Genomic DNA, 12,428 nt, shown 5'->3' with positions numbered 1-12,428 from the left:
GAGGGCGCACACGGTAACGATGTCGCAGCGCGCGAAGAATCCGCCCAAGTACGGACGCCGACGTTCTACCCGACGGCGCTAGAACGCATCCGCGCTGGCCCGGGCCCAGGCACTCACATAGCTTTCCGGCAGGTCGCCGTTGAGAAACGCACCGCTTTTGACCGTCGGATGGACGTCGCCAAAGGTACGGGCCGGGCCGTGCTCGGGCCGGTGGTGGATCAGCGAGCGGGTGAGCGCATCCGGCGTCGAACAGCCCATGGCGCCGGTGATATCCAGAAACGAGCCGATCGTGGCCTCGTGAAAATTACGCACCGACAGCGATTTGCCCAGCACGTCGATGGCCGCCGAGCGACGGGGGTTCTGTGTGGCCACGCCGGTGGGGCAGGTATCGGTATGACAGCGACGCGCCTGTATACAGCCCACCGAAAACATGAACGGCCGGGCGGCGTTGCACATATCCGCACCCAGGGCGATCTTGACCACCATATCGAAACCCATCACCACCTTGCCGCTGGCGATGATGCGGATCTCGTCGCGCAGGCCGATGCCCCGCAGGCAATTGTCGACGAACGGCAGGGCCTCGTTGATATAGGTGCCCAGCGAATCCTGAAACTCGGTCGGCGCGGCCCCGGTGCCGCCTTCGGCGCCGTCGACGGTGATGAAGTCGGGGTAGATGCCGGTTTCGAGCATTGCCTTGCAGATGCTCATGAATTCATCCTGGCGACCCAGGCAGAACTTGAAGCCGACCGGCTTGCCGTGGGTGAGCTGGCGTAGCCGATCGACGAACTCGAGCAGGCCGCGCGGGGTATCGAATTCCGGATGCGAGGCCGGCGAGGCACAGTCTTCACCGACCTCGATCTCGCGCACGCGGGCGATTTCCTCGGTGACCTTCGAGCCCGGCAGCAGGCCGCCGTGGCCGGGCTTTGCGCCCTGGGAAATCTTGATCTCGATCATCTTGACCTGATCGGTATTGGCCTTTTTCGCGAACTCGGCGTCGTCGAAGCGACCATCCCTGGTCCGACAACCGAAATAGGCCGAGGCCACCTCCCAGATCAGATCGCCCCCGTGTTCGCGGTGATAGTCGCTGATCGCGCCTTCGCCGGTGTCCTGGGCGAAGTTCCCCAGCGCCGCGCCCCGGTTCATGGCCGCCACCGCGTTGCCGGACAGCGAGCCAAAGCTCATCGCGGAAATATTCAGGCGTGAGGAATCGTAGGGCTGGCGGCACTGCGAGCCGCCGATCATCAGTCGGGCGTGGCGTTTGTCGACGTCCTTGGGCGCCATCGAATGCTGGGCGAAATTGAAGCCGGCATCCTCGAAGTCGCGCATGGTGCCGAAAGGCGAGGTATCGCCCGCGCCGGCGCTGCGCTTGTAGACGATTTCGCGCTGTTCGCGGTTGAAGGGCCGGCCGCTGGTTTCCGACTCGAAGAAGTACTGGCGCAGCTCCGGTCGCAGGAACTCGAGCATGTAGCGCAAATGCCCGATAACGGGAAAATTGCGTAGCACGTTATGGCGTGACCGCAGATCCAGCGCGCCAACGACCACCAGCGCGAGCATGAGCAGCCACGGCCACAGGCCGACGGGCCACCAAAGCGCGAGCACGAGGCCAAGTGCGATCGTGAGTAGAACAAAGCCGGCGTAGATGAGCCGCGGGTAGCCGAACATGGGGGCGCTCGTAGGTATCGTGCATGCAGCATGCATTGCCTGGGCGCGCGGCTCAATCGGGGCGAATGCTTATTTGCCGATACAAAAGCTCGAGAAAATGGCGCCCAGCAGATCGTCGCTGGTAAAAGTGCCGGTGATCTCGCCCAGGGCGTTCTGTGCCGTACGCAGCTCTTCGGCCAGCAGTTCGCCGGCCGCATCGACCACGAGCCGTTCGTGGCCGGTCTCGAGCGCCTCGGCGGCTCTTGCGAGCGCATCCAGATGCCGACGCCGCGCCACGAAGGCCGGCGTCGCATCGTCGTTCATCCCGGCCGCCTGTTTGAGCTGGACGGCCAGCGCATCGAAACCGGCGCCACTGGTCGCCGAGACGCCGATGGTGTCGTAGTCCGCGCTGTCGCGCAGCCCGGCAATGCCGCCGCTGAGGTCGATCTTGTTGGCGATCACGGTCACCGGGCAGCGCCCATCGATCTCGGCCAGTACCGCTCGCTCATCCGCGCCCAGGCCGTTGCAGTCGTCCACGACCAGCAGCACCCGATCGGCATGCCGGATTTCGGCCTTGGCGCGGCGTACGCCTTCGGCTTCGATCGGATCGTCGGTTTCACGCAGGCCGGCCGTATCCACGAGCGTTAACGGCAGGCCGTCGATGGACAGCTGCTCGTGGAGTACGTCGCGGGTGGTACCGGCGATATCGGTGACGATGGCGGTATCGCGCCGCGCCAGACGATTGAGCAGGCTGGACTTGCCGACGTTGGGCGAACCCAGAATGACCAGGCGCAGGCCTTCGCGCAGGCTCGCGCCCTGAACCGCCTGGCTACGCAAATCCGCCAGTCGCTGCCGGATGACCGTCAGACGACGTTCGATCTCGCCGTCGCCGAGAAAGTCGACGTCGTCCTCGTCGGGGAAATCGATCGCGCCTTCGGTATAGACCCGCAGCTCCACGAGGGCGGCGACCAGCGCCTCGATCTCGCGCGAGAACACGCCCTCGAGCGAGCGCATGGCCGCACGGGCGGCCGCGCTGCTGCCGGCCTCGATGGTATCGGCGATCGCCTCGGCCTGGTCGAGGCTGAGCTTGTCGTTGAGAAAGGCACGCCGCGAGAACTCGCCCGGCTCGGCCAGGCGTACGCCCAGTTCGAGCAGGCGCGTGAGCAGCATATCGACCAGCACCGGGCTGCCATGGCCCTGCAGTTCGAGCACATGCTCGCCGGTGAACGAGGCGGGCGCAGCGAAATAGAGTGCCACGCCACGGTCGATGGCCACCCCATGTTCATCCACGAATGCACAGACGTGGGCCTGCCTCGCGGGCGGCAGGCGGCCGATCAACGCCTCGGCGATGCGGGGTACGGCCGGCCCGCAAACACGGACCACCGCCACCCCGGCCCGGCCGGCGCCGCTGGCCAGCGCGGCGATGGTGTCGCCGGGCGTACCCGTCACCGGCTATCGATCAGCTGTTGGCGGCCTTGTGGCCGAGGCCTTCAGCGTCGAGCTTGCGGTAGATATACCACTGCTGGGCAATCGACAGCATGTTGTTGGTGCACCAATAGAGCACCAGACCGGCCGGGAAGAAGGCAAAGAACACCGCCAGACCCACGGGCATGATCTGCATGATGCGCTGCTGCATCGGGTCCATGGTCACGTTCGCGGTGAGCTTTTGCTGCAGGAACATGGTCAGGCCGAAGACCACCGGCAGGATGTAGTACGGGTCCGGCGCGGACAGATCCTGTATCCAGAGCATGAACGGCGCATGGCGCAGCTCCACCGACTCACGCAGCACCCAGTACAGCGAAATGAACACCGGCATCTGCACGAGCATGGGCCAGCAGCCGGCCAGCGGATTGAAGCCCTCTTTCTTGTAGAGCTCCATCATCTTGGCCTGGAGCTTCTGGCGGTCGTCGCCGTACTGCTCCTTGAGCTGCTGCATGCGCGGCGCGAACTTGCGCATGCGGGCCATGGCCCGGTACTGCGTTTCCGACAGCTTGTAGAACACCAGCTTGATCAGGAACGTCAGCAGAATGATGGCCACGCCCCAGTTGCCGACGAGCGCATGCAGATGCTCCAGCACCCAGAAGATGGGCTTGGCGAGCACCGTCAGCCAGCCGTAGTCGACGGTCAGACCCAGGCCGGGGGCCACGGCGTCGAGCTGGTCCTGCAGCTTGGGGCCAACGAAGAGCGTGGCTTCGAGCGTGCTCTGCGTGCCCGCCGCAATCGCCTGCTGGGCGCCGATGAAGCCGGTCGCAAAGCCGCCGGCCGCATTGGGGACGTTCTTGGGCTCGCCGAAGAAGCGCACCTTCGCATCCGGCGGCGGGATGGCCGCGCCGATGAAGTAGTGCTGGATCATGGCCACCCAGCCGCCCTGCTGGGTCAGCTCGAGCGGGTTCTCGCCCAGGTCCTCGTGGCTTTCGGTCTTGTAGCTGTAGCTCTCGCCGCCGTCCTTGCGGTTGTACCAGCCCACGCCGAAGAAAGCCTGGGCAAAGGGCACATCGCCGGTAATTTCGTAGGGGGTACGCCAGAACCGCACGTACTGCGAGACTTTCCAGTCATCGCCGGCGTTGTTGGCCACTTCGTGGCGCAGCCCGATGCGGTAGCTGTCGCGGTTGAAGGTATAGACCTTGGTGACCTCGTGCCCGGCGTCATTGGTCCAGGTCAGCGGCACCTCGATGCTGTCCTCGCCGTCGGCCAGCTCGTATTCCTTGCGCTCGGCGCTGTAGCGCGAACGATGGTCGGGCGCCTTGGCGCCGTCGGCGACCAGACCGCTCTGGGCAATGAAGAAGTTTGGCGCGCTGTCGTTGATCAGGCGCAGATTGGTGTCCGGCTGTTCCGAGGAAACCGGCACGCCACGCAGTTCGACCTTGCGCAGGTCGCCCCCGCGGGTATCGATGATCACGTCGAGCTTGTCGGTGACCACATGGATCTGGTCCGCCTGACTGACCACCGGGGCATTGTCGGCACCGCGTTCATCGGCGCTGGCCTGCGGGCCGCGCTGCTCGGGGCCGCCTTCATTGTCGGCGGTGGGCGCAGAATCCAGCGACGGGACGTCGTCCTCGGCCGAGGCGTAGTCCTGCTGGGCGCTGGTCTGGTTATTGGCCGACGTCGCGTCCGCCTGGGTGGGCGCGTAATCGTTCTGCCAGGCCTGATACAGGAAAAAGCAGATAACGGCGACAGCGCAGAGCAGTCCGAAGCGAATATTTTCCATGCGCGGCTAATGTCCTTCGGTTAACGGCTGTCACTCGGTGAGCGGGTGGCCGGCGACGTTGCCACACGATCAAGCTGTGGCCAAAGCGCTTCGAGCTGATCGAACAGCGCGGCGTTGCTCATGGTCGACGTAAGGCTACGGGCCAGTACGACCACGTCGATCGGGGCCAGGTCGGCGCGGTGCAATCGAAACGACTCGCGAAGGACCCGTTTGACGCGATTGCGTTCGACGGCGCGCGCGATGCGCCGCTTCGCCAGGGCCAATCCGAGTCGGGCCTGCCCGGCAGAACCTTCGGCGGCAATGACGACGAATCCCGGACTGACGAACTTGCGGCCGTTTGCAAAAACGGCACGAAATTCTGCCGATTGCCTCAGACGCGCAGTCGCGGGAAACGCGGCCCGGGGCACGGCGTTTCCTTACGGCGTCAGGCGCTTGCGGCCCTTGGCACGACGTGCGGACAGTACGGCACGGCCGTTCTTCGTAGCCATGCGGGCACGGAAGCCGTGGGTACGCTTACGGTGCAGATTACTCGGCTGATAAGTTCGTTTCATGACGGTCTCGTTCTGGCGCCGGGCACGACGCGCTTCACGGTAAAGAGCGCGGATTCTAGTCGCCTGCCACCCCGCTTGCAAGCCTGTAAAATGCTGTGGATAACTTGTGGCCCGTACGCTAGGGTAAGGCGCCAGCGTCGGCCCCGGCCACGCTTTTTTCGCTACGGAGTAACGGAATTTTGGCTGACACGCTCTGGCAACGCTGTCTGACGCATATCGAGGCGCGACTGCCCGAAAAGGACATCAACCTCTGGCTGCGACCGCTCGAGGCCGAGTTCACCGACGAAGGCCTGGATCTGATGGCCCCCAACGAGGTGGTACGCGATCAGGTCGAACGCGAGCTGCGAACCCCGATCGCCAACGCCCTGAACGATCTGGGCGCGGTACCCAAGCGTATTCGCGTGCTGGTGGGCGGCGGGCAGAAACCCAAGGCCGCAGCGAGCGAGCCGGCCGCGCCGGCACCCACCTCGCGCCACAACCTGGACAGCCGCTATACGTTCGAGAGCTTCGTTCAGGGCAAGTCGAACCAGATCGCCCGGGCCGCGGCCGAACAGGCAGCCAACCCCGACAACATGGCCTACAACCCGCTACTGATCTATGGCGGTGTGGGCCTGGGCAAGACCCATCTCATGCAGAGCGTGGGCAACCGTCTGCTGGATACCAACCCGCGAGCCAAGGTCGCCTACGTACGCTCCGAGCATTTCGTCAACGAAATGATCACCGCGATCCGCCACAACCGCATGGATCGGTTCAAGGCACATTACCGCTCGCTCGATGCGTTGCTGATCGACGATATCCAGTTCTTCGCGAACAAGGATCGATCCCAGGAAGAATTCTTTCATACCTTCAACTCGCTGCTGGAGTCGAACCAGCGGATCGTGATCACCTGCGATCGCTTTCCCAAGGAAGTTGAAGGCCTGGAAGATCGGCTGAAGTCGCGTTTCTCCTGGGGGCTGTCGGTGGCAGTCGAACCCCCGGAACTCGAAACACGGGTGGCGATCATGCTCTCCAAGGCCGACTACCACGGCATCACCCTGCCGCAGGAAGTCGCCTTCTTCATCGCCAAACGGGTTCGCTCGAATGTGCGCGATCTGGAAGGCGCCTTGCACCGTCTCAAGGCGTCTGCCCAGATCACCGGCACACCCATCACGGTGGACTTCGCCAAACAGGCGCTCTACGACATGCTCGCGGTATACGACCGCCTGGTCACCCTGGAGAACATCCAGCGGACCGTCGCGGAGTACTACAAGATGCGTCTCGCCGATCTGCTCGGCAAGAAGCGCACCCGATCAGTGGCTCGCCCTCGGCAGATTGCCATGGCGCTGGCCAAGGAACTCACCAACCACAGCCTGCCCGAAATCGGACAGGGCTTCGGCGGCCGCGACCATACGACCGTGTTGCACGCCTGCCGCAAGGTCAAGGAACTACGCGAAACCGACGCCCGCACCGAAGAGGACTACGCGAATCTAAGCAGAATACTCACAAGCTAGCTGTGGATAAGCTGGGGGCCAACGCCTCGTGAACGAATAACGAGGCTGCGGCTGCGAAAGAACGCACACTTTGTCCACATGCAAGCAACAACATCCAAACCCTGTTCACTACAGGGTTGTCATTAGTATAAGCGATTGATTTAAATATAATTAAATCGATTTTCAACAGAATCAAGCCACCGTAGTTACTACTACGACTAACTTTTTTTAAGCCTTAAAAGACAATAAGGCCGACTGCCTCGGGAGACCGCCATGCAATTCACGGTGCAGCGCAAGGATTTGCTTTCTGCCCTTCAAACCGTCATCGGCGTAGTCGAACGCCGTCAGACGATGCCCATCCTGTCGAACGTATTGATCAAGGCAGAAAACGATCGGATCGTGGTGACGGCGACTGACCTCGAACTCGAGCTCATCACTGATACGCCCGCAGTGATCAGCCAGCCGGGTGCCGCTGCAATCCCGGCTCGCAAACTGCTCGATATCTGTCGTGGCCTGCCGGACGACGCAGAAATCACGCTGGAGCATGACGGCCAGCAGACTCGCGTTCAGTCCGGGCGCTCGCGCTTTACCCTGTCAACCATGGCGGCTCAGGATTGGCCTTATCTGGATGAGGTGGAAACCGGACAACAGATCTCTATTCCAGAACGACTTCTCAAAGGCTTGCTCGATCGCACCCACTTCGCGATGGCCCATCAGGACGTGCGCTATTACCTGAACGGCCTGCTGCTCGCACTCAGAACCGACCGCGCTCGTTGTGTCGCAACCGATGGTCATCGTCTGGCGTTAAGCGATACGCCACTCAATATCGAGATCGACGAACCGATTCAGGCGATCGTGCCCCGCAAGGCAATCACCGAGCTGGTACGCCTACTGGACTCGAGCGAAGCCGAAATCAATCTTCAGTTGTCGTCCAAGCACCTGCGTTTGCAGCTGCCTGGCCTGGTGTTCACCACCAAGCTGATAGACGGACGATTTCCGGACTACGAACGGGTGATCCCGGATCAGGCCGATAAGCAGATGCACGCAGATCGGGACACGATTCGCCAAGCCCTGTCTCGTACCGCGATTCTCTCGAATGAAAAGTTCGGCGGTGTACGCCTTGCGCTGGGCGAACACAGTCTTCGGCTACAGGCTCAGAACGTGGAACGCGAAGAAGCCGAAGACGAAATCCAGGTAACGTACGACAACGATCCGATTGAAATCGGTTTTAACGTCAACTATTTGCTGGAAGCGCTCGGCGCGATGGATAGCGGTGAGTTCACGCTTTCCTTGTCAGGCCCCGATAGCAGTGGCCTCCTGCAGAGCGTCAACGATCCGGCCACGCGGTATGTCGTTATGCCGATGCGGCTCTAGATCGGGTTCGAATGCATCTAACGCGTCTTCGCCTGCACGATTTTCGCTGCTTCGCCTCAGCGGACATCGAACCTGATCCATCGATTAACGTCATTACCGGCGACAACGCCTCGGGCAAGACCACCTTGCTCGAGGCGATCTATTTTCTGGGTCGTGGTCAGTCGTTTCGCCAGTCCGGACCTCGTCCAGCAATACGTGCAGGCGCGAGCGCCTTCACTGTGACCGGTGACATCGCCGTGCCGGACGGCCGATCTCATCGCCTCGGCGTCAGTCGGGACAAGCGCGGTATCAAATATCGTCGCGATGGCGAAAGCAACACCAACCGAATCGACCTAATCAGCACGCTGCCCCTGCAAATGGTGGACCCTAACGTTCACCGCCTGCTCGAACAGGGTCCCCGCTATCGGCGGCATTTCCTCGACTGGGGCGTGTTTCACGTGGAACACGCTTTCTTTCCAGCATGGCGACGATTCAGGCGCGCCCTCAAACAACGTAATCGCGCGTTGAAGTCGCGCATGTCAAAAGCAGACATCGTTGTATGGGATGCGGAGCTCGTCCGTGCGGCAGAAATAGTGGACGCTTCTCGTCGCGCCTATATCGACCATCTGTATGCGAACCTGCCGGACCAGTCGGCCAAGCTCCTCGGCGACGAGCCTGTCGTTCTCGAATACGACTGTGGGTGGCGCGGAGAGGACGGCTATGGCGCAGCACTCGCTGCGTCGCTCGATCAGGACGTGCGCGCAGGTTTCACCCAACAGGGCCCACACCGTGCTGACCTTCGTGTATCGATCGCTACGGCCGCCGCTCGCGACTGGGTATCGCGAGGTCAACAGAAAATCCTGACCACGGCGATGCTGCTTACTCAGGCTCGGCTTTTATATGCCCGTCGACAAGTGCGCCCCGTTTTGCTGATCGACGATATGGCCGCCGAATTGGGCGCACGCTACCGGCAGGTTCTCGCCGAAGAAATCGCGGGGCTTGGTGGCCAGTGTTTCCTGACTTTCCTCGAACCGAGTCTGGTACCCGACGCCCTCAAAGACGGTGCGATGTTCCACGTGGAACATGGGACGCTACGCCGCGGCTGAATGGCCTAACATGCTAGAATCCATGGGTTGACTTGCACCCATTTAGCTCACGACGCGGTGACCCATGGCGGAATCGAACGGCGATTACAACTCCAGTAGCATCAAGGTGCTCAAAGGCCTCGAGGCGGTTCGAAAGCGCCCCGGTATGTATATCGGCGATACCGACGACGGTACCGGCCTCCATCATATGGTATTCGAGGTCGTGGATAACGCGATCGACGAGGCCCTGGCCGGTTACTGTAACGAGATCCAGGTTACGATTCATCGCGACCAGAGCATCACAGTGAGCGATGACGGGCGCGGCATTCCGGTCGACATGCACGAAGGCGAGGGTAAGCCCGCGGCCGAAGTGATCATGACCGTACTGCATGCCGGCGGCAAGTTCGATGCGAATTCCTACAAGGTGTCGGGCGGTCTGCACGGCGTCGGCGTTTCTGTGGTGAACGCGCTTTCCGATCGGCTGGAACTCGATATCCACCGCGACGGGCAGCGGTATCGCCAGAGCTATTCCATGGGTGAACCGCTCGACGAACTGACGGCCGTGGAAAAGACCGAGAAAACCGGCACGTCGATCCATTTTCATCCCAGCGGCGATGTCTTCGCGAATATCGCCTACAGCTACGACATTCTGGCCAAGCGTCTTCGGGAACTGTCGTTTCTGAACTCCGGCGTTCGTATTCGCCTGCGCGAAGAGGCCAGCGAGCGTGACGTGGTCTTCGAATACGAAGGCGGCATTCGAGCGTTCGTTGAAAACCTCAACGAAAACAAGACACAGCTGCACGAGACGGTCTGTTATTTTACCGCCGAGCGGGACGATATCGTCGTCGAAGTCGCAATGCAGTGGAACGATTCCTACCAGGAAAGCGTGTTCTGCTACACCAACAATATCCCGCAGCGCGACGGCGGCACCCATCTGGCCGGTTTTCGTGGTGCGCTGACGCGTACCTTGAACGGCTATATCGAAGCCGAGGGCCTGGCCAAGAAGGAAAAGGTCGCACCTGCGGGCGACGATGCCCGTGAAGGCTTGACCGCGGTGGTCTCGGTCAAGGTGCCGGACCCCAAGTTTTCGTCGCAGACCAAGGAAAAGCTGGTCTCGTCCGAGGTGCGCGCCGTGGTCGAATCCACCGTCAATGAGCATCTCAACGATTTCCTGCTTGAAAATCCGCGGGAAGCGAAGGTCATTGCCGGCAAGGTCATCGAAGCGGCTCGGGCGAGAGACGCTGCACGCCGCGCTCGCGATATGACGCGACGGAAGGGCGCGCTCGATATTGCCGGTCTGCCGGGCAAGCTGGCCGACTGTCAGGAAAAGGATCCCTCCCAGTCCGAACTGTTCCTCGTGGAGGGTGACTCGGCCGGCGGCTCGGCCAAGCAGGGTCGTGATCGTCACAATCAGGCGATCCTGCCGCTCAAGGGCAAGATTCTGAACGTGGAAAAAGCCCGCTTCGACAAGATGCTGTCGTCGGTCGAGGTCGGCACCCTGATCACGGCCCTGGGCTGCGGTATCGGCCGTGACGAGTTCGACGCCGCGAAGCTGCGTTATCACCGCATCATCATCATGACCGACGCGGACGTGGATGGCTCGCATATCCGTACGCTGTTGCTGACGTTCTTCTATCGTCAGATGTTCGAGCTGATCGAAGCGGGTTATGTGTATATCGCCCAGCCGCCGCTCTACAAGGTCAAAAGCGGCAAGCAGGAGTATTACGTCAAGGACGACAAGGAGCTGGGCAACTATCTCCTGCGCCTGGCGCTTAGCAAGGCAGAACTGCGGGTCGAAGCCGATACGCCCGCGATTTCCAGCGATGCGCTGGCCACGCTTTCGCATCGCTATATGGGGTTGCTGGAGGATATCGATCGCCTGACCCGGCGTTTCGATCCGGCCACGCTCAAGGAAATGACCTACCTGCCGCAGGTCACGCCCGAAACCTTCTCCGATGCGCAGCGCATGCAGGACTGGGCCGATCAGCTACAGGCTCGCCTCGATGCGCGTAACGAACCTCGTCATCGCTACGAAGTACAGGTCAAACCGGCCGATGAGCAGCGCCCGCTGCATCTGCAGGTGACCCGCTACAGCCACGGTATTCCGCATACCTTTGTCTGGCACGAGGACTTCTTCACCGGCGAGGAATACCAGCGTATGGCCACGCTTGGCAACGAGCTGATGGAACTGATGGGCGAAGGCGCCCAGGTCAGCCGCGGCGAGCGCTCGGAGCCGGTGGAAACCTTCGAACAGGCCTATGAATGGCTTCTGGGCGAGGCCAAGCGTGGCCTGCACGTGCAGCGCTACAAGGGGCTGGGTGAGATGAACCCGGACCAGCTCTGGGAAACCACCATGGACCCGAACACGCGTCGTCTCATGCAGGTGAAGATCGACGACGCCGTTGGCGCGGATCAGATATTCACCACGCTCATGGGCGACCACGTGGAGCCGCGTCGCGAGTTCATCGAGCGCAACGCGTTGATGGTGTCGAACCTCGACGTCTAGCCATGCCGGCATGCTGAATGCCGGCCAGACGTGAAAAGGCGGCTTTCTAGCCGCCTTTTTTATGGGCGCGGGATTTGTCGCGGGCGATCAGGCTGTCGGCTGCGCTGGCCAGATCGTCGTAAACGTCGACGCCCGCCAGTTCCGCGGCGCTGTCATCGACCGGCTTGCCGGTGCGTACGACAAGGGGCGTGGCCCCGGCCGCTTGTGCGGCCTGGACATCCGAAATGCTGTCGCCGATGAACGGCGTCCCGCTGAGCGTGCGCCCAAAGCGTTTGGCGATATCGTCGAGCAGCCCCGTGCCGGGTTTGCGGCAGCTGCAGCCGTCCTCCGGCCCGTGTGGGCAGAAGAAGATACCGTCCACATGGGTGCCGATATCGGCGAGCATGCGGGTCATCTTGTCGTGGATGGCGAACAGCGTGTCGTAGTCGAACAGCCCGCGTGCGAGACCGGACTGGTTGCTGGCGACCACGACACGGTAGCCCGCGTTCTTGAGCTTGAGCACCGCCTCCAGGCTACCGGGAAGCGGGCGCCATTCGGCAGGCGACTTGATGTAGTCGTCGCTGTCTTCGTTAATGACGCCGTCGCGGTCCAGAATGATGAGCTTCATGAGGCATC

The 12,428-nt window shown here is 62.0% G+C and carries 10 protein-coding genes; 4 read left to right on the top strand and 6 right to left on the bottom strand.

All coding sequences use genetic code 11. The features are described 5' to 3' along the window. Nucleotides 1-78 precede the first annotated feature (78 nt). The 5 genes from CMN27_RS10165 to rpmH form a co-directional block, all read right to left on the bottom strand. Nucleotides 79-1,662: an FMN-binding glutamate synthase family protein gene (locus tag CMN27_RS10165; protein ID WP_293626164.1), complete on the bottom strand. Its 1,584-nt coding sequence runs from the start codon at nucleotides 1,660-1,662 to the stop codon at nucleotides 79-81. Between the two features lie 69 nt (nucleotides 1,663-1,731). Continuing rightward, the gene (mnmE, locus tag CMN27_RS10160) at nucleotides 1,732-3,090 is read right to left on the bottom strand and encodes a tRNA uridine-5-carboxymethylaminomethyl(34) synthesis GTPase MnmE (RefSeq protein WP_293626163.1); all 1,359 of its coding nucleotides are present in this window, start codon (nucleotides 3,088-3,090) and stop codon (nucleotides 1,732-1,734) included. A gap of 10 nt (nucleotides 3,091-3,100) precedes the next feature. Further along, a complete protein-coding gene (gene yidC, locus CMN27_RS10155; protein ID WP_293626162.1) occupies nucleotides 3,101-4,849 on the bottom strand; it encodes a membrane protein insertase YidC in 1,749 nt (582 codons plus the stop codon). 20 nt (nucleotides 4,850-4,869) lie between these two features. After that, nucleotides 4,870-5,256 carry a ribonuclease P protein component gene (gene rnpA / locus CMN27_RS10150; protein ID WP_293626160.1) on the bottom strand — a complete coding sequence of 129 codons (387 nt, stop codon included), beginning with the start codon at nucleotides 5,254-5,256 and terminating at the stop codon, nucleotides 4,870-4,872. Nucleotides 5,257-5,265: 9 nt separating this feature from the next. After that, nucleotides 5,266-5,400 carry a 50S ribosomal protein L34 gene (gene rpmH, locus CMN27_RS10145; RefSeq protein ID WP_006914433.1) on the bottom strand — a complete coding sequence of 45 codons (135 nt, stop codon included), beginning with the start codon at nucleotides 5,398-5,400 and terminating at the stop codon, nucleotides 5,266-5,268. Nucleotides 5,401-5,576: 176 nt separating this feature from the next. Here rpmH and dnaA point away from each other — a divergent pair, with 176 nt between their 5' ends. The 4 genes from dnaA to gyrB all read left to right on the top strand — a co-directional run bounded on the left by dnaA (nucleotide 5,577) and on the right by gyrB (nucleotide 11,813). Next, nucleotides 5,577-6,890: a chromosomal replication initiator protein DnaA gene (gene dnaA / locus CMN27_RS10140; protein ID WP_366515445.1), complete on the top strand. Its 1,314-nt coding sequence runs from the start codon at nucleotides 5,577-5,579 to the stop codon at nucleotides 6,888-6,890. A 264-nt stretch (nucleotides 6,891-7,154) separates the two neighbouring features. Beyond that, a complete protein-coding gene (gene dnaN / locus CMN27_RS10135; protein ID WP_293626152.1) occupies nucleotides 7,155-8,243 on the top strand; it encodes a DNA polymerase III subunit beta in 1,089 nt (362 codons plus the stop codon). 11 nt (nucleotides 8,244-8,254) lie between these two features. Beyond that, nucleotides 8,255-9,328, top strand: a complete 1,074-nt coding sequence (recF, locus tag CMN27_RS10130) for a DNA replication/repair protein RecF (protein ID WP_293626150.1) — start codon at nucleotides 8,255-8,257, stop codon at nucleotides 9,326-9,328. A gap of 64 nt (nucleotides 9,329-9,392) precedes the next feature. After that, nucleotides 9,393-11,813, top strand: coding sequence for a DNA topoisomerase (ATP-hydrolyzing) subunit B (gyrB, locus tag CMN27_RS10125; protein WP_293626148.1), 2,421 nt, complete (start codon nucleotides 9,393-9,395; stop codon nucleotides 11,811-11,813). 46 nt (nucleotides 11,814-11,859) lie between these two features. On the opposite strand, the gene gmhB is transcribed toward gyrB, so the two are convergent. Beyond that, complete coding sequence (gmhB, locus tag CMN27_RS10120) at nucleotides 11,860-12,420, bottom strand: D-glycero-beta-D-manno-heptose 1,7-bisphosphate 7-phosphatase (protein WP_293626146.1); 561 nt, start codon at nucleotides 12,418-12,420, stop codon at nucleotides 11,860-11,862. Between the last annotated feature and the right edge of the window lie 8 nt (nucleotides 12,421-12,428).

Origin of the sequence: Salinisphaera sp., assembly GCF_002729955.1 — a bacterium.
Taxonomy (GTDB): domain Bacteria; phylum Pseudomonadota; class Gammaproteobacteria; order Nevskiales; family Salinisphaeraceae; genus Salinisphaera.
The sequence above is the reverse complement of the archived record's forward strand: the minus strand, read 5'-3'. Positions and strand labels throughout refer to the sequence as shown.